The 24,376-nt window shown below is 45.1% G+C and carries 24 protein-coding genes; 2 read left to right on the forward strand and 22 right to left on the reverse strand.

Features of this window, described 5'->3' with window-relative positions:
- Positions 1–13 precede the first annotated feature (13 nt).
- From H7708_RS00165 to H7708_RS00230, 14 genes are all read right to left on the reverse strand, one after another.
- On the reverse strand, positions 14–2,173 hold the full coding sequence (locus tag H7708_RS00165; protein ID WP_223668444.1) for a hypothetical protein: 2,160 nt from the start codon (positions 2,171–2,173) through the stop codon (positions 14–16).
- Positions 2,174–2,290: 117 nt separating this feature from the next.
- Positions 2,291–3,010: a fatty acid metabolism transcriptional regulator FadR gene (gene fadR / locus H7708_RS00170; RefSeq protein WP_223668445.1), complete on the reverse strand. Its 720-nt coding sequence runs from the start codon at positions 3,008–3,010 to the stop codon at positions 2,291–2,293.
- Positions 3,011–3,316: 306 nt separating this feature from the next.
- On the reverse strand, positions 3,317–5,008 hold the full coding sequence (locus H7708_RS00175; protein ID WP_407929707.1) for a Na(+)/H(+) antiporter subunit D: 1,692 nt from the start codon (positions 5,006–5,008) through the stop codon (positions 3,317–3,319).
- Positions 4,995–5,345 (reverse strand): hypothetical protein, encoded by a 351-nt coding sequence (locus tag H7708_RS00180; protein ID WP_223668447.1) that lies wholly within the window; start codon positions 5,343–5,345, stop codon positions 4,995–4,997. Before H7708_RS00180 ends, H7708_RS00175 begins: the two co-directional genes overlap by 14 nt.
- The gene (locus H7708_RS00185; RefSeq protein WP_223668448.1) at positions 5,338–6,828 is read right to left on the reverse strand and encodes a monovalent cation/H+ antiporter subunit D family protein; all 1,491 of its coding nucleotides are present in this window, start codon (positions 6,826–6,828) and stop codon (positions 5,338–5,340) included. The genes H7708_RS00180 and H7708_RS00185 overlap by 8 nt, the downstream gene beginning before the upstream one ends.
- Complete coding sequence (locus H7708_RS00190; RefSeq protein WP_223668449.1) at positions 6,825–8,303, reverse strand: monovalent cation/H+ antiporter subunit D family protein; 1,479 nt, start codon at positions 8,301–8,303, stop codon at positions 6,825–6,827. The genes H7708_RS00185 and H7708_RS00190 overlap by 4 nt, the downstream gene beginning before the upstream one ends.
- Entirely contained in the window at positions 8,300–8,668 is a 369-nt protein-coding gene (locus tag H7708_RS00195; protein WP_223668450.1) for a cation:proton antiporter subunit C, read from the reverse strand. The genes H7708_RS00190 and H7708_RS00195 overlap by 4 nt, the downstream gene beginning before the upstream one ends.
- Positions 8,665–9,654: a DUF4040 domain-containing protein gene (locus H7708_RS00200; protein WP_407929709.1), complete on the reverse strand. Its 990-nt coding sequence runs from the start codon at positions 9,652–9,654 to the stop codon at positions 8,665–8,667. The genes H7708_RS00195 and H7708_RS00200 overlap by 4 nt, the downstream gene beginning before the upstream one ends.
- Positions 9,655–9,668: 14 nt before the next feature.
- On the reverse strand, positions 9,669–10,043 hold the full coding sequence (gene mnhG / locus H7708_RS00205) for a monovalent cation/H(+) antiporter subunit G (RefSeq protein WP_223668451.1): 375 nt from the start codon (positions 10,041–10,043) through the stop codon (positions 9,669–9,671).
- Complete coding sequence (locus H7708_RS00210) at positions 10,040–10,312, reverse strand: monovalent cation/H+ antiporter complex subunit F (protein ID WP_223668452.1); 273 nt, start codon at positions 10,310–10,312, stop codon at positions 10,040–10,042. Before H7708_RS00210 ends, mnhG begins: the two co-directional genes overlap by 4 nt.
- Positions 10,312–10,800 carry a Na+/H+ antiporter subunit E gene (locus H7708_RS00215; protein ID WP_223668453.1) on the reverse strand — a complete coding sequence of 163 codons (489 nt, stop codon included), beginning with the start codon at positions 10,798–10,800 and terminating at the stop codon, positions 10,312–10,314. Before H7708_RS00215 ends, H7708_RS00210 begins: the two co-directional genes overlap by 1 nt.
- 382 nt (positions 10,801–11,182) lie before the next feature.
- Positions 11,183–11,878: a DNA polymerase III subunit epsilon gene (gene dnaQ, locus H7708_RS00220; protein ID WP_223668454.1), complete on the reverse strand. Its 696-nt coding sequence runs from the start codon at positions 11,876–11,878 to the stop codon at positions 11,183–11,185.
- Positions 11,875–12,327 (reverse strand): ribonuclease HI, encoded by a 453-nt coding sequence (gene rnhA, locus H7708_RS00225; RefSeq protein ID WP_223668455.1) that lies wholly within the window; start codon positions 12,325–12,327, stop codon positions 11,875–11,877. The genes dnaQ and rnhA overlap by 4 nt, the downstream gene beginning before the upstream one ends.
- A 37-nt stretch (positions 12,328–12,364) precedes the next feature.
- Positions 12,365–13,051 carry a class I SAM-dependent methyltransferase gene (locus H7708_RS00230; RefSeq protein WP_223668456.1) on the reverse strand — a complete coding sequence of 229 codons (687 nt, stop codon included), beginning with the start codon at positions 13,049–13,051 and terminating at the stop codon, positions 12,365–12,367.
- A gap of 92 nt (positions 13,052–13,143) precedes the next feature.
- Here H7708_RS00230 and gloB point away from each other — a divergent pair, with 92 nt between their 5' ends.
- Both gloB and H7708_RS00240 read left to right on the forward strand, forming a co-directional pair.
- Positions 13,144–13,917: a hydroxyacylglutathione hydrolase gene (gloB, locus tag H7708_RS00235; protein WP_407929710.1), complete on the forward strand. Its 774-nt coding sequence runs from the start codon at positions 13,144–13,146 to the stop codon at positions 13,915–13,917.
- Between the two features lie 14 nt (positions 13,918–13,931).
- Positions 13,932–15,473, forward strand: a complete 1,542-nt coding sequence (locus tag H7708_RS00240; RefSeq protein WP_223668458.1) for a lytic transglycosylase — start codon at positions 13,932–13,934, stop codon at positions 15,471–15,473.
- Between the two features lie 54 nt (positions 15,474–15,527).
- Here the strand turns inward: H7708_RS00240 and H7708_RS00245 are convergent, their stop codons facing one another.
- The 8 genes from H7708_RS00245 to H7708_RS00280 all read right to left on the reverse strand — a co-directional run bounded on the left by H7708_RS00245 (position 15,528) and on the right by H7708_RS00280 (position 24,370).
- Entirely contained in the window at positions 15,528–16,724 is a 1,197-nt protein-coding gene (locus tag H7708_RS00245) for an ABC transporter permease (protein ID WP_223668459.1), read from the reverse strand.
- Between the two features lies 1 nt (position 16,725).
- On the reverse strand, positions 16,726–17,526 hold the full coding sequence (locus H7708_RS00250) for an ABC transporter ATP-binding protein (protein ID WP_223668460.1): 801 nt from the start codon (positions 17,524–17,526) through the stop codon (positions 16,726–16,728).
- A 2-nt stretch (positions 17,527–17,528) separates the two neighbouring features.
- Positions 17,529–18,605, reverse strand: coding sequence for a TIGR01620 family protein (locus H7708_RS00255; RefSeq protein WP_223668461.1), 1,077 nt, complete (start codon positions 18,603–18,605; stop codon positions 17,529–17,531).
- Entirely contained in the window at positions 18,602–20,026 is a 1,425-nt protein-coding gene (locus H7708_RS00260) for a YcjX family GTP-binding protein (protein ID WP_223668462.1), read from the reverse strand. The genes H7708_RS00255 and H7708_RS00260 overlap by 4 nt, the downstream gene beginning before the upstream one ends.
- Positions 20,027–20,099: 73 nt before the next feature.
- A complete protein-coding gene (locus tag H7708_RS00265) occupies positions 20,100–21,881 on the reverse strand; it encodes a hypothetical protein (RefSeq protein ID WP_223668463.1) in 1,782 nt (593 codons plus the stop codon).
- 95 nt (positions 21,882–21,976) lie between these two features.
- Positions 21,977–23,308: a tetratricopeptide repeat protein gene (locus tag H7708_RS00270; protein ID WP_223668464.1), complete on the reverse strand. Its 1,332-nt coding sequence runs from the start codon at positions 23,306–23,308 to the stop codon at positions 21,977–21,979.
- A 21-nt stretch (positions 23,309–23,329) separates the two neighbouring features.
- Positions 23,330–23,965 (reverse strand): energy transducer TonB, encoded by a 636-nt coding sequence (locus tag H7708_RS00275; RefSeq protein WP_223668465.1) that lies wholly within the window; start codon positions 23,963–23,965, stop codon positions 23,330–23,332.
- Between the two features lie 3 nt (positions 23,966–23,968).
- Entirely contained in the window at positions 23,969–24,370 is a 402-nt protein-coding gene (locus H7708_RS00280) for an ExbD/TolR family protein (RefSeq protein ID WP_223668466.1), read from the reverse strand.
- Positions 24,371–24,376: the final 6 nt, after the last annotated feature.

Below are 24,376 nucleotides of genomic sequence, written 5' to 3' on the forward strand. Positions count from 1 at the left end.
AATGGATTCCAGACTACTCTTCAACGAGCGATGGGTCTGTAATTTCTACCAAAGTACCACCAGAAGCGATAAATTTGGCAATTGCGTTCTGCATTAACGTGGTCTGATTGATAAACTCTGTCGCACCATTTGGACCCGCTGGTGTCAATGGTGTAGCGTGAGTACCGGTAGAGACTTTAATTGAAGCGCGAGACGTCTGTGTTGTCTCGACGACTACTGGCAAACCTAATAATGCAGCATGTGGCGTTGAACCCGCGAGAGGGGCACCGTCGACAGTATTAGTTACTACCGTATCGCCTTGAACCTGAATCGCTAAAGTAGGTTTATTATTAGCTACTGCAATCGCTGCGTAGTTTACAGGATCCGCCGAATCAACCACCGTTTGCGCCGCGAACAGGAATGGCGATAAGACTTCAGGAACAAACGAAGGATCATCCGTTGGCACACCGGAAGCCGCTGATAAGCCACCACGAATAACTGGGCCGAAGGTTGGTGAACCATTCAGTAACTGCGCAATGCTGCCACTCGTAGTTGCTAACACGCCTTGCTTGGTATTGGGCGTCAAAGCCATATAATCTGAACCGACTATACCGCCTAACGAGTGCCCCATAAAACTAATTTTCGAGCCGTCAAAGTCTGGTACCGTATCACCATCAATATCCATATTAGGAATTTCAGCCTCTAAGGCTAATAAGTCCAAAACACCCTGACGCACGTTGTCACGAGAAACTAATAGGTTTTGTAAGTTAATGAAGTGCGCTCCCGAAGAGTCAGGCTGACCATCCTGCCCCGGCTGCGTTGGACTGGAGTCGTTAACTACATAATCCACACCAAAAGTACGCTCACGGACCGAGTTTGGCGAGTACCCCTCAAAAATTCCAATGGCGCCACCAGTGGCTTGCTGCAAACCTTGGTGAACGGGGTTATCTTCGGCAACTCCGTGTAACGGTAAATCCATCGAGACAACTGCGGTACAGGCACTGGCCATGGTGTCAGCGATACCCAGCATCGCTGTACGATCACTAGTAATTCCGTGCTGGAAGATCATCACCGGGTAAGGTTTGGGGCACTGGATATTCTTTGGAAGAGAAACCAATAACGGTACAGACTCTTCACCCGTTCTTTGCGGTAACTTATTGGCATAAGTAATATTGGCACCAGCTAGTGGGTTAGGTACCAAACCTTGATCGGTAGGAACCATATCGGCGCCAATCCATTGACTGTTAAGTGGTGCAGTCGGGTTTTCTAGAGAAGGTGCTGATAATAAATAAGGTAATGTCACCGCACCCTTGTATAAATCTGCAGCACCAATGCCGGTAAATGGCGTGGTATCAGTCATTAAGCTTGAAAAGCTCGAGCTACCCGCGGTAGCTAAAGCAGAATCAAGGTAGACAGATTTTGATGCCACTAGAGAGTCAGCGACCGATTGCACCGTAAATTGATAGGCAAGAACTACACCATCACGCTCAACGCCCGCACCTTCTGCAGCTGCCAGCATCGCATTAACCAGTTGGCGTACCGGTTCTAAACCTGCTGTCGCTGAACCTTCAGGAATTGGATCCGGTGATTTAGCGACTGCGAACTGCGGATCTTCAATCAGCGCATTGCCATTTACGTCGCTAATGCCGTCAGTAACAATCACCATATAGCTGGCTTGCGGATCGAGCGGTGTCAGCGGAACGACCGCAACTGCAGCCGGGCCATTTGGCACAGCAACAAACTCAGTGCCAGCAGCCAATTCTCTTTCAACGCCAGTCACTGGACCGGTTGGTTTTGGGATACCCGAGCCAGGCGAAGTTTCACCGCGCGCAACCGATACTTTAAACAGGCGTACCGTCTGTCCAGGCACTACGCTAGCACCATCGATAGCCCCGCGGAACTCAATATTAAATGGTGCATGTGTCGACCAACCATCTAAGCCACTGATAGCATTTTGCGGATCCGACATGTCTGCAGGATCACCGGTTGGAATATTAAGCGTTAAATCCGTTGAACCACTGAATAATAGATCGTTTGGAACAGGAATTTCCCCGTCCCCAGGAGCATATACCGGAGCAATAAATTTAGTACTACCATCACCAGAACCTGGTATTTTAGGCTCAGCAGGCCCATCACTACACGCAGTCAGCACTAAACTGCCGATTAGCGTCACTCCGTAAAAAGCTTTCTTCATTTCTAACTCCCGTTGATCAGTGAGCGGTTTTAACCGATTTCATTATCTTTATTCAAAAATTGTTTTAATCCTACTCTGTAAGATACCCCATTGGCAAGTGGACTTACCAGATGAAATCTAGCTGATTTCACTAAAAGATGTCATTTCACCCTTGGCCTTATTCCACAACTCGCCACTCTGATGACCGTAGTCCCACAGAATCTTGTTAACCTTTTCCACATCTTTATCTTTGATAGCTTCTTCTAATTGGCGATAGTAGTTATGAGCAAGACGTCGAGTTTGTTCCCAGCCAAAGTAAAAGCGACCTATTTTGTAATATATTGCCTCAAACCCGTTTAACATCAATGTATAGATAGGGTTACCACAGGCTCGGGTCGCTGAGTGATGAAAATGCCAATCAAAGTCAATATAACCTTCAGCAGTGTTTGGAACCTTATCCAAATCGGCGAGGACTTCTAGTAGCTTCTCAGGCTCTTTTTTTACCGCATCACGCATGAAGATACTGACAATGGATGTGCGTGCTCTTAACAGGTTATCCGCCAGCGTCATGGAACCGGCATCGTCCAAAGTCACCAATGTATCTAAGACATTAAGTGTGGCTGACTGCCAGATATCATTCACTTTAGTCGGTTTGCCGTGTTGAATGGTTAACCAACCGTCACGAGCTAAACGCTGTAATACTTCACGCAACGTGGTTCGAGTTACTCCAATAATTTCAGCAAGCTCACGCTCCGCAGGTAAAATAGTTCCTGCTGGAAATTTGCCATTCCAAATCGATTCAACAATGTACTGCTCAGCAAATGCTGCTGGCGTTAATGCTTTAGCTGTAGAAGCCATCAGCTATCCCCGCTTATTTAGTAATGTTATATAACTGGTAAGAGGTCAACCCTCACCTCGTTTTTTAGCATATAGTCGGGATCATTTCCAGCTGTAACACAAACACCCTTAGGAAATAACCCAAAGTTCAGATCAGGCTTAGCGCCTAATTATCAGATTTAGTATCGTTATGCATCGCAGTAAAATACCCTAAAACCCTGAAAAGATAAACCTCGCCGGTCAAGGGTATTGTATTCCAGCAAGGTTAGTACCCCACAAAAAGAAACCGGCAAAAGCCGGCTTCTCTCATCACAATAACCATTTTAGCTACCAAAAGCTTAGTATCAGGTAAACCGCTAATACAATGGTGACCCAAACCACCATACTGCCAGATAGCTGGGTTCGTGACAGAATACCGTCAGGCTCGTGGCGTGAGATCATATCTAATAGGCCGTTAACCCCACGCATAAAGACACGACGAACGGCTCTATCAATGGCCCAAAAGGTGCTGAAAAATGGTGTTAGTATCGCCGGGAACAGTCGACGGTAAATCCAGTCAATATCCAGATTCACCGATGGTAACTCAGGTGGGTACATACCTCTCAAGTTTAACCAGACGAAGGCCAACGCGGAGAAGAACAGTAACTGAGTTTGTGTTAATACGTGCGTAGCATCATATGGATTATATCCGGTATCGAATGGCAACAAGCTATATAACGCCTGTGGATAGACACCTATCGCAATACATAATACTGCGGCGATACTCATGGCCATCAGCATATTTTTCGGCGGCTCACTGGTTCGAATCCCCGAGTCGTGTGCGAAGAAGGCAAAGTAAGGAATTTTAATACCCGCATGGTGGAACACACCCGCTGCCGAGAACAGCAACAAAGCCCATGCCCAGCCATAACCATTATTCAATGCGGCTGACATCACCATCGACTTACTGACGAAACCGCTGAACAGCGGGAAAGCCGAAATCGACGCGGCTCCAACCATACATAAAATGGCGGTTTTCGGCATCGTCTTATAGAGACCACCCAGGCGGGAACCATCGATCTTACCTGTCATGTGCAGGACGGCGCCCATCGACATGAATAACAATCCCTTAAATAGGATATCGTTAAAGGCGTGAGAAACGGCACCATTGACAGCCAGCGCCGTACCGATACCGATACCCACTACCATAAAGCCGATCTGGTTAATCATACTGTAAGCCAGTACACGTCTCAGGTCATTTTCAATCACAGCAAAGAAAATTGGGAAGCAGGCCATGATAACGCCAATATAAATCAGCAGCTCGGTACCCGGATAAGCACGAGCCAGAGCGTATACCGCTACTTTTGTGGTGAAAGCACTCAGGAACACGGTCCCTGTTGGCGTTGCCTCAGGGTAAGCATCCGTCAGCCAATTGTGCAGCATCGGGAAGGCACACTTAATACCGAAGGCGATGAAAATAAGCCAGCTGGCAGTATCGCCAAGGCCGATAAACTCAAAATCAATGGACTGGTTCTTATAGGCATAGAAAATAATACCAACCAGCAGGATTACTCCAGACAGAACCTGAATGATCAAATAACGCAAACCAGCAATATAGGAGCGCTCTGTGCGACGCGCCCAGATCAGGAAGACTGATGTTACCGCCAGCAATTCCCAAAAGATAAACAAGGTGATTAAGTCACCTGCAAAGACAGCACCGATAGCGCTGCCAGCATATAACAGGCCACTGACCTGCTGAAGTGTATCTTTAACGTGTAGCGCAAAGAGCATGCAGATAAAGGCTGCTATATGGAAAATATAACCGAATAACAGGCTTAGTTTATCAACTTCAAAAACTTGTAACTGGAAGCTCAGGAAGTCAAAGCTCAGTATGGTTCCCACCGGTACGGTAAGTAAGTGCAAACCACTCAGTACCGGCGTGATTAATAGAATGGCCTGACGTACTTTGCCGCTGGTAACAAGAGCAAGTACCGCACCAATGAAAAAAGGGACGAAAGCTGGTAACTCAGGCATCCACATCGCTGCCCCCTTTCGAGTCTTTCGTTGATTCGCTAGATGTCTCAGCATCTGTCTTTAGCTGATGCTGCTTCTGTTCAAGCTTGTCGTAATAGTCTTCATCACGCATTAAAAAAGTTCTCATCCACTTTGCAATCAGTACCAAAAGCACACAGCCGATAAAGCCGTAGATGGGGTAAAAGCCAAAAAGCTCTTCCCATGAGTGATAGATATGGCGGTGGATCACAAACTCCAACAGCACTAAGGCAATACAGCAGCTATACAAACCATAGAGTAAACGCTTAACGTTTTTTGGTTTATCGAACAAGTACTTTTTTTCGCTATTATTATTCTCAGCCATTTGTACCTCCAGCGACGCCAGCCAATGTTTCTGCTAGTCCGTAAAAGACCTGTGGCCAGAAAAAGAAGACAATGGTCATGATGGCAGTAATGCTCAGTGCCAACAAACTCGGCCAGGGTGCTTCTTTAATCTCACCTCGATTAATGGAAACGACGCTTCTCTTACCGTCAAAAAAGGCGCGAATTGGAATCGGCAGTAAGTAAGCAATGTTCAAAAGAGAACTGATCATCAATACAATCATCACAGCCCACTGCTCAGCTTCCAGGGTCCCCATCAACAGATACCACTTACTCCACATGCCCATCGCGGGCGGTAAGCCGATAATACTTAAGCTACCGATAAAGAAAGCGATCATGGTAACCGGCATAGTTTTGCCAAGTCCGCGCATATCACTGATTTCAGTCTTATGCGCTGCCACCATAATGGCGCCGGCGCAGAAGAACAGCGTAATCTTACCGAAAGCATGCGCCACAATGTGCAGTGCTCCCCCGAGTACTCCCGCCTGGGTTGCCAATAAGGCACCAATGGTAATATACCCCAGCTGACTGACGGTGGAGTAAGCTAAACGTTTTTTCAGGTTATCCTGACGCATGGCGACCAGCGATGCTAACAGAACCGATGCGGTGGCTACATACAGCAACCAGTCAGTGATGGTTAGCTCATTAAGCAGGTCAATGCCAAATACATAGACACAGACCTTAAGAATGGAGAAAACACCCGCCTTTACAACTGCTACGGCATGTAACAGAGCACTCACTGGCGTTGGCGCGACCATGGCTGCCGGTAACCAGCGATGGAATGGCATCACCGCAGCTTTACCGATACCAAAAACAAACAGCACCAATAGAACTCCTGCTACTACAGGCGAAACCGAGTCGTCAAAAATGCCGCCTTCGGCAAAGGTCAGGGTATCAGTCACGCTCCAAGTGCCGATAATGCCAAACAACAGGAACAGTATCGAAGTGGTCAGTAATATTGATAAATAGACTCGACCACCGTGACGCGCCTTATCAGTTCCTGCATGTGTCACCAGTGGATAGGTTGACAGGGTCAAGACCTCATAAAACACGAACAAGGTGAACAGGTTATCGGCAAACGCCAACCCCATCACGGCCGAAATCGCGACCGCGAAGCAGGCATAAAAGCGCGTCTGATTAGCCTCGTTATGGCCACGCATATAGCCAATGGCGTAAATTGAAGTCACTAACCACAATGAACCTGCAACTAACGTGAACAGTACTCCCAGTGGCTCAGCCCGAAATGCAATATCCAAACCAGGCATCAACTCCCACCAATGGATATAAGGCGCATTACCAGCGTCAAAGCCCTGATAGAAAGCTACCACAGCAACCAATAGCAAAGCACCAGCGATTAAAGTGATCGCTTCGCGTAGATTCGGTTGCTTATGGAACAATAAGATCCCAGGGATTGCTAATAGTGGCAGTATGATGATCCACTGCATTAATAACTCTTGCTCCATCATTTCACCACCCCAAACAATAATTCCGCCGTCCTTTCTGATAAACCGGCTGTGAAACTGGTATCAATACCGAAGTAGAAATTTGCAATAACAAAAATCCAGGCCGGGATAAGAATTGCCGGCGGCGCTTCCTTATGCGACTGGTTATTTTGCAATGGTGCTTTAAAGTAAGCCACTTCAACGATGCGCCAGATATAAGCGATGGCAAGCAAGGAGCCGACCAAAACCAATACCGCAATGGGCCACCAGCCATTTTCCAGCAATGCTAAAACCAGATACCACTTACTGACAAAGCCAACCGTCAACGGCACGCCTATTAAGCTTAAGCCACCAATCACGATCGCAGCCATGGTCCAGGGCATCTGACGCCCTAATCCAGCGAAGTTTTTTATATTAACGTTACCTATTCGATAAACCACACCAGCTAACGCAAGGAAAATAGCACTTTTCATTAACGCGTGATTGAACAAGTGTAACAGTGTCGCTGTAAGGCCCGTTTTGTTGCCAATACCCAGTCCCAGGATCATATAACCAATTTGACTGACACTGGAGTAAGCAAATAGTCGCTTCACATTGGTCTGATAGATGGCAACGATAGAAGCGGCAATAATACCCACTAACCCCAGACTCACCAGTATTTCAGTCAACGGCAGATGTGAGAATGAAAACTCAAAGCCGTACACGGAGAAAATAAAGCGCAACAAGATATAGATAGCCACCTTGGTCGCCGTAGCTGCCAGAAAGACGGTAGCGATAGAGGGCGCATAAGCATAAGCGTTCGGCAACCATAAGTGCAGCGGGAATAAAGCCAGCTTCAAACACACACCGACCAGAAAGAACGCGAATGCTGTAAAGACTGTTTTAGTCTGCTCCACTTCAACCAGTCGCTCGGCCAGGTCGTGCATATTAAGCGTACCGGTCATCATGTACATCAAACCAATACCAATCAGGATAAAGGTCGCACCGATGGTCCCCATGATCAAATACTGGTAGGAAGCCCAAAGTGAGCGACGATCATTACCCATGGCAATCATGGTATAAGAAGCTAATGACGAAATTTCGAGGAAAACGAAGACGTTAAACGCATCGCCTGTCGCTAAAATGCCCAACAACCCAGTCAAACACAACATATAGGCTATATAAAAGTAGGTCTGCTTACTCTCTTTCATCTCCTTGTTCAGACTGGAACCAGCAGCCATCAAAGTAACGGTGCTGATGGAAGTGACCAGAATCAGCAAGTAAGCATTTAACTCATCAATCCGGTACTCAATACCAATAGGTGCTTCCCAGCCACCCAAAGTATAGACCAGGGTGCCGTGAACATTGACCTGCTGCAATAGCATGATACTGACGACAAAAGCCATAATATTGGCCAGCAGCACGAACCAGCGAACAAGCTTCGCTTCACGCAAAATAAAACATATCGGTGCTGCAAGTAATGGAATAATTACCTGCAAAATCGGTAAATGTTGAATCACTCTGTAGAACCCTCTTGCTGCAAGTCTTTTTCTTGAATAACGTCTTCTTCTACAGTGCCGTATGCTTCTTTAATGCGCACAGCCAGAGCAAGGCCCAGAGCTGTTGTCGCCACACCAACGACAATCGCCGTCAGAATAAGCACGTGAGGCAAAGGGTTTGTGTAGACTTCATATTGATCATCGAGAATGGGCGCAGTGCCACCGATAACCTTACTGATACTGATGTATAAGATGAAGACTGAAGTCTGAAAAATGGTCAACCCCATTAACTTTTTGACCAAATTACCGTGGGCGATAACAATATAAAACCCACTCATCATTAGTAATATTACAATCCAGTAATTGTACTGTTCGAGAAAATTCATGCCGTCTCCTCTTCAGTTTTGCCAATTCTTCTGGCAAAGGTTAAGAAGATCAAAATCATTGCCGTTGCAACAGTGATACCAACGCCCAGCTCAATCACGATAATGCCAATATGCTGGCCAGTTACATCGTTCTCGGCTAATACGCTGTAATTCAGATAGGTGCCGCCATTCAACATACTGGCGATACCCACGCTGCCATAAATCAGTACGCCCAAAGCCGAAAGCACTTTAACCACAGGCACAGAAACAGCTTTTCGAGTCTGCTCGATACCAAACAACATGGCGTAAAGAATAATGCTCGAAGCAAAAATCACACCCGCCTGGAATCCTCCACCGGGACTATATTCGCCGTGAAACTGTACGTATAAGGCGAACAGCATAATCGGTGGAATCAAAATCTTGCTGACGATACGTAAGATCTTATGCTGCAACATTGGGACGGGCTTTTCACTGTCTGCACGCTCGACGCGAGCAAACTCAAGCAATGCCAGAACACCGATAACAGCAGTGAATACCACCACTACTTCACCAAAGGTATCGAAACCACGATAACTGGCTAACACCGAAGTAACGATATTGGGAATATCAATATCCTGTGCCGACTGCTGAATATAGTAAGGGGCGACATGGGTTTGTGCCGGTGCCGATGGCGAACCGAAAGCCGGCATATCCACCGTACCCATGACGAGCATAATGCCCGTCACAATAACCACGCTGAGGGCTATCTTGGGATGGTGTAGCTTTCTATTTTCAAAGCGCCCGGTCATGGTCAGGGTCGTCAACATCAGAATCGTTGAAATACCGGCGCCAACCGCAGCTTCAGTAAAAGCAACGTCAACCGCATCCATTAAAACAAAGAACCCAGCCGATAACAGGCTGTAAATCCCCGTTAGCATGACTGAAGCAAACAGGTCCTTAGTGAAGGCTAAGGACAGAGCTGTCATCGCTAAGAACGCCAACAATATGACATTAATTAAAATTTCTATGACTCGACTCCTTATTATTGTTCATCATCAGACGTATTTTGACGTCCGAACTTGTTCAATACATCTTCCTTATCGTTTTTATGGCTTCCTTGCATTGGACGAAGACCACCATGCAGTGCAGCTTTTGCTAGCGCATGACTGGCCGTCGGACTGGTAATTAAGATAAACAGCAAAATCAATATTAACTTAACCAGGACAATGACCTCGCCTCCGGTTTGAAGCATTAATCCAATCAGGATTAAGCCACTGCCTAAAGTATCCGTCACGCTTGCTGCGTGCATGCGACTAAAGAATTCAGGAAAACGATGAATTCCAATCGCACCGGAAAAGCAAATAAAGCCGCCAATGATGAGTAGCGCCCAGCTTAAACCATCGATAAAGAAGCTCATTTAACCTCCTCTTCTGGATCAGCTTTTTTGTACTCAAAAAAGCGTAATACGCCAATGATGGCGATAAAGTTGATCAGGGCATAAACAAGTGCCACATCCAGAAAGTCCGGGCGCCCCATCAAATACCCTAAAATCGCAATGAATAAAACGGTTTTGGTACCGAACATATTAACGGCCAATATGCGGTCATATAGCGTTGGCCCTATAAAAGCGCGCACTAAAGCCAACGCCATGGCTACCAAAATGGCAATTATAGCGGCTAGAAACATTATTCCTCCAAACGCTTAACACGACGATCCATATCTCCGCCTTGAAGATATTCAATCGCATCATAGGACAGTGCGTACACAATCATTGTGTCGCCTTCAATATCAAGAGTCGTAGTTCCGGGGGTTAACGTAATGGAGTTAGCATAAATAGTTTTCCCCATATCCGTTTCTTGGCTCATCGGGAGTCGCGCAACAACAGGATCCAGAGACTTTGGACCTTTCCAAATACGTTTTATAACAGAGAGGTTGGATTCCACCAGGGCTTTCAGTAACCACAACCAGTAAACAATGATTCGACGGCTGACCTGTAATGGCTGAGATTCTTCATCCAGAATATTCAAACGGAAAGCCATAAAAACCACAAAAGCCACCGACACAGCACCTAGCGATAATAGCAAACCATTAAAGAAACCTGAGTTACCAATCCAGATGAGTGATAACACAACAATTAGACTGATGATATAGCGAAGATTTGTTTTTTTCTTCATGTAGTTTTATAGCACCTTATTCGCAGCGACTGCCAAGCCCCAAAATCCCGCATGGCTTGTAGCCGATGTTATGCAATTACCAACAAAGTCAAAAGATTGTAGCAACCCCCCAAATACCGCGCAAGCACCGCACTGAGCAGTAATTAGACAAAAATCACTCCCGAATAACTACATAAATAAGCTGTCTATAAAAGTAACTTTTTTTTACTTTTTATGTTCGGGTAAAACAAATCGACGGTTTCGGACAAAAGATATTAAGCCGTCCCATCAATTGGTTTGTTAGAGCGTTACGAATCAATACTGTATGGCTTTTACGCATAGCGGCTCCGATTTAGCTTCAGGTGCTCAGTCGTGAGAGACTAATCAGTACACACTTATGCGGTCATAAATCACTCCATAGCGCGTTATCCATACTGTTAATTTTTCCTTGATGTGCTTTAAGTTCGTCGTTTGTGGCCTTAATTACCTTTAAAGCAGGTCGATCTTTCGATAACTTCCTTACTTTTAATTCGCTGCCATCATTGCTGGATGTCGTTTGTTGACCTAAAGTCAGATTGGTTTGACCGCCTGTCATGCGCAGATAAACGTCTGCTAAAATCTCCGAGTCAAGCAAAGCGCCATGGAGATCACGGTGACTGTTATCAATATCGTAACGCTTACAGAGTGCGTCCAGACTGTTGCGTTGACCAGGGTGCATCTGCCTTGCCAGAACTAAAGTATCCAGTACAGTACAGTAATCGGTCGTCTTACCCTTACTGGGATCATAAAGTTTTAGCTCATGGTCAATAAATCCCACGTCGAACGGCGCGTTATGAATGACGAGCTCTGCCCCGTCAATATATTCTAAGAACTGCCCGGCAACCTCATCGAACGTCGGCTTATCGGCAAGGAATTCATTGGTAATGCCGTGCACTTCGATTGCCCCCTCGTCGATTTCACGATCGGGCTTGATGTATTGATGATAATGATTCCCCGTCAACTTACGGTTAACCATCTCGACACAACCAATTTCAATAATACGATGCCCATCGGATGGTTCTAAACCGGTGGTTTCTGTATCCAGTACAATCTGTCTCATGGTTCTTTCTGCTCACTTAATACTTTCTCAACACCCAAATTGGCTAATTCATCGGCAATTTCATTCTCAGGATGACCACTATGGCCTTTCACCCAGTGCCAGTTAATCCGATGCTTTGCCACCTGCTCATCCAATGCCTGCCACAAGTCTTTGTTTTTCACAGGCTTCTTGCTGGCCGTTTTCCAACCTTTAGCTTTCCATCCCTCTAACCATTGGTTGATACCATTTTTTACATACACCGAGTCAGTAGTTAATTCGACCTGACAGGAACGTTTTAACGCTTTCAGCGCTTCGATTGCGGCTGTCAGCTCCATACGGTTATTAGTAGTTTCAAGTTCCCCGCCATACAAGCGCTTTTCGTGGTCGCCGTAACGGAGTAAAGCTCCCCAGCCGCCAGGGCCCGGGTTTCCCTTGCAGGCACCATCAGTATAAATTTCAATTTTTTTCACAGTGTCTCTTATCGTTATTGTTCACAATGTTGCGAGTTTAAACATTTGCCAGCTTACCGCCTAACGCAATGGCTTCCCGTTGCTCAAGTGGCGAAACCGGGGTCATGGTTGAGACCTTCTTCTCCGCTTTCACCATATAGGCAATAGGAGCAGACAACCAGGCCTTAGACATCTCCGACTTCTTCTCAAATTCTTTAAATCCACGCCACCAGGGGCAACCAATCGCCTCAATTTCCAGCGTTTTGAAACCAAGTAAATTTAGCCATTCCTGATAACGTCGAATACCTATCGGTTGCAAAGGTAAGCTTTTTTTGCGGCGATTCAGATGCATTCTGGCTTTCATCATCCAAGGATTCATCGGCGCATATAGTAACACATAGAGCAGGCCTTGAGGTGCTAATGCTCGGTGCACCTCACCTAAAAGAACACCAGGGTTATTTCCGTATTCGAGAGCATGGCTTAAGATGACCGCCTGCATAGAATCAGTCATAATAGGCAATTGATCCGGCCTGGCCTCAATACAATGTCCGAGACCATCCCCTAGCCGGATATGGTACTCGAACACGTTATCTGGCAAGCTCAAACTTTGAGTCAGGCTATCCAGACTCAACAGGTAACCACCATGGTATTCCTCAAGATGCTGTTGCAACCATTCCTGCCATAGGTAACGAATGCGGTTTCCCGCTGGCATCGTTGGCCAACTGAGCTCAAATAATCGTTCCATTCCCATCCATCAGTTGCTAGGCTTAAACCAGTCTTGTACAGTAAGGTCATGCTAACCCGAGACCCTATAGCACGCAAACACTCTACAGTATAATTATGAAAGTCATCCCACTTGAAGCCTTTAGCGATAACTATATCTGGGTTATTAAAGCCCCAAATGGCTCTGCCGTGGCAGTCGTTGATCCCGGTGATGCCAACCCGGTTATCGAATACCTGGAGCGTCATCAGCTAAGCCTGGAAACCATTTTAATCACCCACCACCACCCCGATCATGTCGGTGGCGTCAATGCGCTCAAAGAGCGCTATTCATGCCGCGTGTTTGCCCCACTCCACGACCAGCAGCCGTTCTCTGATCAGGACTTAACAGAGGGCGACCAGATCTCCATACTCAATGGCAACTACCACTTTGGGGTTATTGAAGTACCAGGCCACACCATGGGCCATATCGCTTTCTACGGTCACGGAGCCTTGTTCTGTGGCGATACCCTGTTTAAAGCAGGCTGTGGTCGCATGTTTGAAGGAACACCGCCAGTGTTTTACCAATCCCTGCAAAAACTAGCACAGTTACCGACTGACACTAAAGTTTATTGTACCCACGAGTATACCCTGGCTAATTTACGCTTTGCCCAATCCGTGGAACCCGACAATACGGCAATAACCGAAGCTATTAAGCACTCAGAGAAACTCAGGGCAGAGGGGAAGCCTACCCTGCCATCCACAATTGGCGAAGAATTAAGCTTTAATCCTTTTCTTCGTTGTGATCAAAAAACTCTTCAGGAAGTGGCCGGCCACGCGAGCATGGAAAAAACTTTCTCTGATCCTGTCCGAACTTTTGCTACAATCCGCCAACTAAAAGATAATTTTTAACTAAAATAACGTTTATGAAGCGCATTGCATTATTATCACTGCTGGTTTTAACGGCCTGCAGTACATTAAAAAAAGAATCACCGAACGACATTAGCAATAGTAAAAAAGCTAAGGAAAATCAACCACTCCCAGCACCGGACCTGGAACAGGGAGAGCGTTCACCCGAAGTCGAACTGGTGACGAAAGATCTAAAACCCGAAGCGCCTGAAAATTTATGGGACGTTTTAAGTGCAGAACAAAGCTTAACCAGTCTTTCCAATAGCCGAATCACTCAACACAAAAAGCGCTTTTTAAGACATAAGGACTTGCTGGTCAAGCGTGCTAACAAAGCCGCGCCCTATTTGCATTATATTATCAACGAATTACACAAACGCGATATGCCCGTTGAGTTGGCCTTCACTCCAATGGTGGAAAGTAATTTTGACCCTCTCGCTCACTCAGTAGTGCAGGCAGCTGGGCTGTGGCAGTTTATGCCACGCACGGCCAGAGGCTTCGGTCTTCAAATCGATCAGTGGTACGACGGCCGACGCGATGTGGTGGCCTCTACTCAGGCAGCATTAGACTATTACGAATACCTTAATGACATGTTTGATGGCGACTGGTTACTGACCGTAGCGGCTTACAACGTGGGACAAGGTAATGTCCTTAAAGCCATCAAGCGCAACCGACGCCAGGGCAAACCAACCGATTATTGGTCATTACGCTTGCCCCGGGAAACCATGCGCCATGTCCCCAAATGGATCGCTTTATCTAAAATTTTCCTCAATCCGCAGGACTATAACGTTGACCTGCCTTTTATCGAAAATACGCCTGCATTCACAGAAGTAACCGTTGATGCGCCAGCGAATCTGATGGAGCTGGCCAAAATTGCCCATATCAATAAATCTGAGTTTTATCGGTTAAATCCAGCATATAACAAGTTATTTATTCCGGAAGAACATGGCCAGGCGACCATACTGGTACCAACCAAAAATATTCAATTATTCCAAAAAGGTTTAATGAATATAAACCCTGGGCAAAGCCTGGGTTTACTCACCTATACCGTAAAGTCTGGTGATAACCTGAGTCTTATCGCCAAAAAACATAAAACTTCCGTTCCAACTTTAAAGAGTATTAATAAGCTCAAATCAGATTTCTTACAAGTTGGACAGGTTCTAAAAATGCCTGGCTTTGCTAATGCTTCTGAGCACGAACTGAATTTCATGGCCACTCTCGATAAAAACCGTCAACGTCGGCGTTACCAGACCTACCGGGTACGCAGTGGTGATAATTTGTGGAGTATCGGAAAACGCTTCGGGGTCAGCTCTTCGAAAATAGCACGTTGGAATAATATCAGTAAAAACAGTACCTTACGCATAGGTCAAAAACTCAAAGTCTGGTCCAAACGCTATGCCAGTTACGCCTCAGCGAAAACCTCATACCGTGTAAAATCCGGTGATTCACTATCAACCATTGCTCGTAAGTTTAAAGTAAAAGTCAGCCAGCTCACCAAATGGAACCGTCTGTCGCGGAATAGCATCATTCGACCGGGGCAAACACTGACGATTTACCGTTAATTCTCCAATAAAAAAGGGCCCGTTCAGGCCCTTTTTTATTGCTCGAACAGTAACTTAACTTCTGAAAAGTACTTTTTCTTTCTTAAAGAACTGTGTCGTGAAATACAGCAAACCACCAGCAATCACCACAGTGGATGCCAAGAGCACCCCTATCATGCCGTAATCAACGGTTCCTTTAATTAGATCCTTCATCGCCAACGCCACATTGGTGATCGGTATCATTGCCGTTTTCACATCCAGCTCCATACCAGGAACAAAAGCAACAATCACCGGCATAAAGCCCAGCATAAAGATTGGCGACATATAAGCTTGTGCTTCTTTCATGTTCTTTGCATAGATCGAAGCACTGAGCATGATGGAAGCGAAGATACTGGTCAATGGCACCAACAAAACGGCAACTAACAATAAGTCTAGACCAGAGATGTTAGACAAGAAGTCCAGACCGCCCATTTTTCCACCCATGGTAAAGATATAAGTCCATATAAAGTAACTGAGCAGTGTTACAATAACGGTAAAGAAACTGGCAGTAAAAATCACCGCGAACTTCGCTAATACGATACGCCCTTTGCTCATTGGCGTTAGCAGCAAAGTTTCCAAAGTACCGCGCTCCTTTTCACCCACACCCAGCTCTAAAGCTGGATACATAGCGCCCGATACAGCAAGCGCAATCAGGATATAAGCAATTAATGGCCCAGCAAACTCTCCCATCCGCTCACGCTCAGAGGCAAAGTTTTTGTTTTCAATCGATATCGGGGTATTAAAAGCTTTGACATTATCAGTTGTCAGATTGAACTTCTCACCTAAAGCTAAACGTTGTGTATTGTTATACAGCTCAATAATATCTTTCACACGCTTGCTGGAAATATTATCCAGTTTCGATGAACCCTTGAAATAAAGGTTAATCATCTCTTGCTTGGTACTGCTGGAAGGCATTGAAGCTGTTTCAGGAACCTCAATAATAAAGTCTACATTATCATCCAGAATCTCATTTTTATAATCACTGCTTTCAATAGTGACTTTTTTGAAATACTTTTCAGCAGTAAAAAGGTCGGTTAACCCTTCAAAGGTATCGCCATTGATAAATGCGATTTTTAGCTCTTTTGTTTCCGCTTCTTCTGTTTTGCTCTGGGTAAACTTACCAATCCCAAAAAACAATACCGGAAAAATGATTGTGGGTAATAAAATTGAAAATATTAATGTTTTCTTGTCCCTTAAAATCTCTAACAATTCTTTTTTATAGACCAGCCACATATTAAGCTACCTCTATTTCTTTATTATCAACATTATGTAAGAAGGCATCGTATAGATTACCCGACGGTGTCTGTGCTGCGAACTCCCGGGTATTACCGAAAAACTTGGTTTCGCCCAAATCAATCAGGCAGACATCATCACAGAGTCGCTCGACTTCATGCAGATGGTGGGTCGAGAAAATTACAGCCATTTCCGAACCTTTATAGCTCTCAATAAAGTCGAGCACCGTTTTTGCTGAAATAACGTCAAGACCCGTTGTCGGTTCATCAAAAACCAGTACTTTGGGATCATGAATCACGGCACGCGCAATTGAGGCTCGCTGCATCATGCCAGTGGATAAGTCATCGGCTCGCTTACCAGCAAAGGTATGCATATCCAGCATGGAAAAAATCTTATCAATGCGCTCATCCATGACCAACCTGGACAAACCATGCATACGACCAAAGTACTCGACGTTCTCACGAACCGTTAAGCGATGGTAAAGCCCTGTTTTACCAGATAAAAAACCAATAAGTTTCTGTGCGTAGCGTGGCTCCTTAGTCACGTCATGACCATTGATAAGAATCTCACCTTTGGTTGGCTCAAGCGCAGTAGATAACATCCGCAGGGTCGTCGTTTTGCCTGCGCCGTTCGGCCCGAGTAACCCCAGTACCTTACCTTTATCACAACTAAAACTAACATCTCGAACCGCATGGAGGACACCGTCCCCTTCCCTTGGATCGATAGTTTCTCGATTCTTTTTCTTTTTAGCTTCTTTTTTATCATACGCAAAGCTCTTCGCTAAGCCCTTAATTTCAATCATACTTATGATTTCCCCTGTTCTTTCTTATCAACTGCATTATCAGCACCTGAAGCACTTTTCACTAGTCCAGCGACCTTGCTGTAAATTGACTTTCTTATCTCACTTAATTTGGGTTTACTGTTAGCATCGAAAACTACCGGACGACACAAATGCATCGTCTGCAGGCCCATTCTAGCCACCAACAAACCAACACCAATACCCTGAGCAGCTTTAGTGGAAATAGTGGCTGTCAGCCCTTTCCCCAGCAGTTCTACTCCCGCGTCGGCGGCCAGTTCGCTGGCCCCGGCCAACATCATATTCTTAAATACCTTTTTAGTCATCTCCAATCGACTTAAGGCAGTTTGCGGGCAGCCGTACAAATGCGACAATTGCTCTATCATCTTACTGCCACGCCAGGCCACCAGCGCCATATCAGCGGCAGCCAGGGGGCTAAGGGCGACCATCGCAGCCGCTTCTGCGGCATGCTTAGTGATAATATCAATGGCCATTTTATCCAGTCCCTTGAGCACTGTATTCGAATAAATCTGAATTAGCTCCTGGTCATTGTGAACCTGCTGCTTTCTCTTCTGGTACTGTTGCTTAAGTTCCCGGATATCAACAAACTCATCAATTTCCGCGCTCAAATTATCAAGCTTTCCAGTTGCTTGTCCATAGCTGTTTTTATGCAACAATGCTGCAAACTGCTTTTGCTGCTGCTGTCGCTCTTTAAAACGGCGTCGAGCACGCCAGCCTTTCAACAGCATGTATCCACCACTAACGACAACCGCGCCAGCAATGACACCAACGACACTACCTAATAACCAATGAGTTTGCACTAAGCTGCTGACGAACTGTATCGCTTCATATCCCGCAGCGATGACCACAAAAGCAGATAAGGCGGGCCAGAATAATCGCCGGAGTAAACTTTTCTTTTTGGACTGGCCTTTCAACTTAGGCAGCTCCTCCAATTCATCTTCAGCTCCTTCTGACTGAACCAATTGGTGCTCCTGTTCGGCTTGAGCCAGAGACTCTCGTAACAGCTTTTCTGCTTTCTGGTGTTCTTTATCCTTACTGTAAAATTTGACAGGCTTATCACTCATGAAAACTTATCCCCCAGCAGAAATTGCAACACCTTATCCATGCGAATATAAGGTAACGGCTCATCAGCATTGAGTTGCGGAATCCCAAAAGGTGAAAAATCAATAGCAAGATGTTGCCACTCGTTTCGACTTAGTGAGCTTGTCGGTATTTTCCCCGGGTAGTGCAATACCGACTCCTCAGTTTCTGTGTCCAGACCTTTAACGCATAACAATGCTTCACCGTCATGCTCGGTCGATACCGGCTCAGATGTAGTCACCGCGCTGATCGCCATGGTATCAACCTCAACCCCTTCGTAACCCACATCATTCTTCGCCTGAGCAATCATTTTTTGCATAAAAGATTCTATGTTGGCATGTTGGTCGGGTGGAATAAGATCAACTTTGGTCGTTGCTATCATTAACTTATCAATCGATGGCGAGAAAAGACGTTTAAGCCAGTTAGAGCGTCCGTAACTAAAACCCGCAAGCAGTTGCTCTATAGTTTTTTTCAAGTCCTGGTAGGACTCATAACCACTTTCGAGTACGGTCGTGGTATCGACCAGTAAAATTTGTCTATCGACTTTAGCAAAATATTCTTCGAAAAATGGCTTAACGATCTGCTGCCGATAATAGTTGTAACGTCGCTCCAGGCTTTTAAGCAGAGAGCGTTCCTCTAGTGAGCTCCAGTCCAGAGACAACACATCCGCATTGATAATCGGAAAAAAATCCAACACAGGGGCTCCTGAAAGCTCCCCGGGCAATATAAAACGTCCGGGGAGCGCAATACTGTTATCACCCTCAGAGTACCGATACTCCAGTAAGGCCTTGCGGTATTCACCTGCCAATTCCGACAACTGCCCACTACCGTCAACTTCATCAAATTCCCGGTGAAACTCCAGCTGAGCAATGGCGTCGGTGGCTTGCTGGGTATACTTTCTGCGCCGCTCACTCTGTAAAAACTGGCTACATTGCTGAGACCATTCTTTATAACTTAACGCCAGCAGCGGTAAATCTAATAACCACTCACCCGGGTAGTCGATAATGTCGATCGTTAAATGGGACTGTTCTTGAACCTTACTTAGCCACTGGCTTTTAATCTGGTAGCGGCATTTGAGCTGTGCCTGAGAAATACTGGTCGTCGAGGCCGGCCAGTTGGCTGGTTCAGCGGTGAGACTTTCCAGACACTGATGGTACTTAAACGCCGGTACATGGAGCTCATCGTGCAGCTCCAGTTTAGCCGCTTTAAGGCGTCCTTCGGTAGCCACCTCAAGAAAAGGTAACTGCTGCTCTGTAGAAGCGTGTAAAATCTGGTTAATAAAAGAAGTGATAAAAGCCGTTTTCCCCGCTCCACTCAAGCCGGTAACAGCGATTCGAATATGCCGATCTAAACTTCGCTCCCACAGATCGTTAACTTTAGTTAATGTTTTATCTAGCCAATCCATATTTTGCCCTATTTAAACACAGTCAGTATAGCCCAGATAGCAAGGACAAAATATGAAGAAACGTAATAAAATATTACTTTGAATAAGTCTCCAGCAGGCGCTGAGCAAACAATTTAAACTCGTTTAAACTCAAGTCAGTTACGGAAAAGCTCAGTTGTTGCTTGTAATTTTCAAGTGCAAAAACCTCTGACAGCAATGCAATCTGGTACTCATTATCCTGTAGTACTACATTGTTTAACAGACCTTGCTTCAGAGCAGTAAACTCCTCGTCATTCATCTGCTGGATGGCCTTAAGGTGCTCAACTCCTGTCTCTCCGGCTTGAAAAGTAAGCACTGTCCTTTCTCGATTGACGTTAAAGAATCCCGCTGGCTGTAGCGCGATTACCGAGTTGTCTTTGTATACTTCAAAGCCGTTTGCAGCTTCAGTTAATAACTTAAAATAAAGTAACTCACTTGATGCCCAGTCTTGATCACCAGGTACTGCTGGTATATTGAGTCCTGATGATGAACCTGCGATATCGATTTTTTGATAGTGGCTTGGAGTAATAACATCTAACTTTAAAGTTGCCGGTAACTGTCCCAGTCCGAAAAACACTTTTTCTAAGTCACCGATAGCAAAGTTGCCATTAAAAGCTAGCATGACATCACCTTGCCTGATACTCTCAACCTTCGCCAGAGGGGCAATAACTTTATCAACGATCTCACCTATTACTTGAGCCGACTGCTGTGGCAAAAAAGTAAAGCTGATCGTTCCTTGCTGTGCACTTTGAGCAGCAGTTGCATAGTAGGGCAGTGCCTTGCAGTCGATATGGGTACACATGTCTGCACTCGAAACGGTTACAGTCACCCCGTAGTAATCACCACGACTCTTCAATTCATATGAATCGACATCGAAACTTTCCATAAAGCTTTGGCTCATCTTTAAGTCAGCCACGCGCTCTAAACTTATCGACTGCTGCGGGGCCGACTCAAAGTTGACGTTATATCGTTTATAAAGAGCGACAACATCTTCAATCGAAACAGCCGGGAGGTTACTGTAAAACTGGGTGAACTCTTCAAAGCTATCTTCTGAAGTAAAGGAAGCTAAAAGCTCAAGCCATTCAAAAGGATCTCTATCGACAAATTCCAAACGTTGCAATAAGTCGCTTTTATAATTGGCAACATACTTATCGTCCACGATGAGCATCTTCTGAAACTCACTCCTGCTGCACTCCACGGTTTCTCTCTTAACAATAAAAGCTGGAACCTTTGTAGGCTCAAACCGACACAGTATAAAAGCCGTAAGTAAGCTTGTTTCTCTCGAGACTGCAGGCAGCTTTTTTTCTTTCTCTTTATCCTTTGTTGCAAACGGGTAAGGCAATTGTAGGGTATTGTTTGAAGGAAGTTGTTGGCCTGGGCCCGACTCCACCTTCTCAGCCACATTTAATGCCGCATTAGAGTAAATGCGATTGATATTGCCGAGCACTCTTTGTTGGTTAATTGAGCCTAAAACTGTAAAACGCAAAAAGTTAAACTGGTTATTGCGTAAAGTATTAATGGACTCCTCAAGCACCCCCTCCAGCTCATCATCAGGCAGCTTGACAATAACCGTATGGTAGTCACCCGGAAAATCTTTAGCTATAAACTGATAGCCTCGATATTTATAATATTGAGTAACGGACTGGATTACGTTGTCTGGGCCAATAAAGCTAATACTAAAGTAAGAGATATTCTCGAACTTAGCATCAATTAGCTGGACCTGGACAGCATCATCAATCGACTCCTCAATAACAGAATCAACACCCTCTAAAATGTTTTCTGCATACGAGGCGTAAGGCATTAGCGCAAGACAACATAAAATAAGAAACGATTTCAAATTCAATACCTGCATTCCTATCTATCACCAGTTTATCAATTATCAGGCACAAAAAAAGCGCTATAAATAGCGCTTTTTGAGTTTAGAAAAGTAAACTAGGACTCATCTTCTGATTCTGAGCTTTCTTCTTTTCCGATTTCTGCCATTGAGTCACGCATTTTCTTCAGGTCACCAATATATTTAATATATGCATTTGCATTTTTAGCAACTTTAGAATATTTTTTTGCGCGCTTCATGGTTGCAATAGCAGCTTCTTCTCGACCAAGACGGAACTGCGAGACACCTAGGTTCATATAGGCGTAACCTATATCACCTTTCTTTAAGTTACCTTTCCGAATTGCTTCCTGGTACTTTTGTGCAGCTTTCGCGTAGTCATCATTATCTTGGTACATGATGGCAATTTTATAATCATATTTACCAGATGATGTAAATGATGAAGCTTTTTCGTATGCAGTAACGGCATTCTCCAAGTCCTTCGCATAGAAGTAATTATCAGCGACTCGCTTCCAATTATCCTCTGTCGACTCCACAACACCTTTATCGATACCTTCTTTTAAGCGTTCTGCTGCTAAACGAGGCGTCCTATTGTTTGCGAACAAAGCTGATAGCTGTTTATATTTAGTTTCACTAGTCCAGATGCCGTTCATACGTGCTAGTTCGGCTAATGCCAGCATATCTGCTTGCTTACCTCGACGGCTGTAAACAGCAAATAAGTTGTTATAAACCGCCTTATCCGCAGGGAAAAGCTCAACCATGTCTTCACCAATCACTTCAGCACCCGCATTATCGTTAAGACGGATATGAGCACCAAACATCATGCTGTATAACGGTTTCTTTGAGCTAGCACCCAGCTGTAACCCGATGTAAGCTGGACAAATTGCATCCCTATATCTTTTGCTGTTATACAAAAGGCTGGCGTAAGATGCATAGGAATTAGCTGGCGGCTTTATTGCTTCTGCAAAGTACTTTTCCATCCATTCAATAGCTTTCGGGTAATTTTCTTCTATAGAATATAACTGTGCCACACCTCTACGGAGGCGAACAATATCTTGCTTACGCAAGAATCCGCTATTAATAGCTTTCTGAAAAGCAGTTCGTGCCGCACTGTAGTTTTCAATTGCCTGATAATTCATACCCAGCAGAGATTGTGCGCGACCAACAGCGACCTTATCGCTAGAATCAGCTATCAGCTCGTTCAATATTGCAATCGACTCACGATGCTTGCCGTCAGCATAAGCCTCATTCGCTGCTGTGATTTTCTTAAAAGCAGATTGTGAGCTGATCGATCCTACAGAGTCTTCTTCATACTTGCCTTCAGTTGGAGCAAGCGGCTTACAAGAAGCTGTAAGTTTTGTTTGCGGTAGCGCCATTGCGCTCCCTGCAAACATCAACCCAGTGACTCCTAAAAAAATTGATAATTTATTCATACTTATCACACTTGTTTGAGATTATTGATCAAGCTCGAACTCCATCTTGTATCTCATATTACGTTGATGGATAGGCTGACCATTGACAATTCTTGGCTTAAACTTCCATTTGCGTATAGCTCGCATCGCGTTTCTTCTGAACACACCACGCGGATTTTCTTCTTCAACGGAAATGTTGGATGGTGTTCCATCCGGGCCAATATCAAGAGTAAACAGTACATAACCCTCGATACCTTTCAATTGCGCCTGAACTGGGTATTGCGCCGGTGGCTGGTAGACAGGGATTGCATCACCATCGCCCATTCCAGCGAAGTCAGTCTGGCCTTGACCAAGACCGCCAATATAAATACCTGAACCATCCATAGAAGCATCAATATTGTCAATTTTGATGTCCACTATCGCAGTAACAACTTTTTGTTTCTGTTGCACTTGCTGCTGCTGAGGTGGTGGCGGCTCTTTTGGTGGTGGCGGCTTTTTAGGAGGACGACGTTCTTTACGTTGAACTTGCTTGTCTTCCTCAACGAAAGCCACTTCAACCTTAATGTTATCCATATCTTCATCTTTTGTATCATCAGAAGAGATCAAAAGATTCATTAATAGGAATAACCCTACCACAATACCAAAGGCAAACAGTGCACTTAAAATAACTCTCATCATCGTTTACTGTACCTTCTCTGTTGCGACTGAAACCTTGGCGCCAGCACTCTTAGCAAAGTCGATGACTTTAAGAACAAGCCCTGCTTTTGCCTTTTTGTCAGCCTGGATGACTACCTCACCTTCCAGGTTCTCAGTACGCAATGATTGGATTTTTGATTTAACTTCTGCAGGCTGCACAGTCGTTTTATCTATCGTAATCGTGTTTTTGTCGTCAATTGCCACAAAGATATAAGCGTTTTTACGCTCTTTTGCTGTGGTTGCAGTAGGTTTGACAACTTCAACGCCCGCTTGTTTCACAAAAACCGTAGTAACGATGAAGAAGATCAACATAATAAACACAATGTCTAACATTGGAGTCATGTCGATCTCTACATCTTCTTGCTTTCTTTTATCTTGTATAGCCATGTAGCT

The organism is Kangiella shandongensis (assembly GCF_020005365.1).
In the GTDB taxonomy this organism is placed as follows: Bacteria; Pseudomonadota; Gammaproteobacteria; order Enterobacterales; family Kangiellaceae; genus Kangiella; species Kangiella shandongensis.

Coding starts and splice junctions, on each gene's coding strand:
- H7708_RS00165 (WP_223668444.1), bottom strand. CDS start 2,173: ATGAAGAAAGCTTTTTACGGAGTGACGCTAATCGGCAGTTTAGTGCTG.
- fadR (WP_223668445.1), bottom strand. CDS start 3,010: ATGGCTTCTACAGCTAAAGCATTAACGCCAGCAGCATTTGCTGAGCAG.
- H7708_RS00175 (WP_407929707.1), bottom strand. CDS start 5,008: ATGTGGATGCCTGAGTTACCAGCTTTCGTCCCTTTTTTCATTGGTGCG.
- H7708_RS00180 (WP_223668447.1), bottom strand. CDS start 5,345: ATGGCTGAGAATAATAATAGCGAAAAAAAGTACTTGTTCGATAAACCA.
- H7708_RS00185 (WP_223668448.1), bottom strand. CDS start 6,828: ATGATGGAGCAAGAGTTATTAATGCAGTGGATCATCATACTGCCACTA.
- H7708_RS00195 (WP_223668450.1), bottom strand. CDS start 8,668: ATGAATTTTCTCGAACAGTACAATTACTGGATTGTAATATTACTAATG.
- mnhG (WP_223668451.1), bottom strand. CDS start 10,043: ATGAGCTTCTTTATCGATGGTTTAAGCTGGGCGCTACTCATCATTGGC.
- H7708_RS00210 (WP_223668452.1), bottom strand. CDS start 10,312: ATGTTTCTAGCCGCTATAATTGCCATTTTGGTAGCCATGGCGTTGGCT.
- H7708_RS00215 (WP_223668453.1), bottom strand. CDS start 10,800: ATGAAGAAAAAAACAAATCTTCGCTATATCATCAGTCTAATTGTTGTG.
- dnaQ (WP_223668454.1), bottom strand. CDS start 11,878: ATGAGACAGATTGTACTGGATACAGAAACCACCGGTTTAGAACCATCC.
- H7708_RS00230 (WP_223668456.1), bottom strand. CDS start 13,051: ATGGAACGATTATTTGAGCTCAGTTGGCCAACGATGCCAGCGGGAAAC.
- H7708_RS00240 (WP_223668458.1), top strand. CDS start 13,932: ATGAAGCGCATTGCATTATTATCACTGCTGGTTTTAACGGCCTGCAGT.
- H7708_RS00245 (WP_223668459.1), bottom strand. CDS start 16,724: ATGTGGCTGGTCTATAAAAAAGAATTGTTAGAGATTTTAAGGGACAAG.
- H7708_RS00250 (WP_223668460.1), bottom strand. CDS start 17,526: ATGATTGAAATTAAGGGCTTAGCGAAGAGCTTTGCGTATGATAAAAAA.
- H7708_RS00255 (WP_223668461.1), bottom strand. CDS start 18,605: ATGAGTGATAAGCCTGTCAAATTTTACAGTAAGGATAAAGAACACCAG.
- H7708_RS00260 (WP_223668462.1), bottom strand. CDS start 20,026: ATGGATTGGCTAGATAAAACATTAACTAAAGTTAACGATCTGTGGGAG.
- H7708_RS00270 (WP_223668464.1), bottom strand. CDS start 23,308: ATGAATAAATTATCAATTTTTTTAGGAGTCACTGGGTTGATGTTTGCA.
- H7708_RS00275 (WP_223668465.1), bottom strand. CDS start 23,965: ATGATGAGAGTTATTTTAAGTGCACTGTTTGCCTTTGGTATTGTGGTA.
- H7708_RS00280 (WP_223668466.1), bottom strand. CDS start 24,370: ATGGCTATACAAGATAAAAGAAAGCAAGAAGATGTAGAGATCGACATG.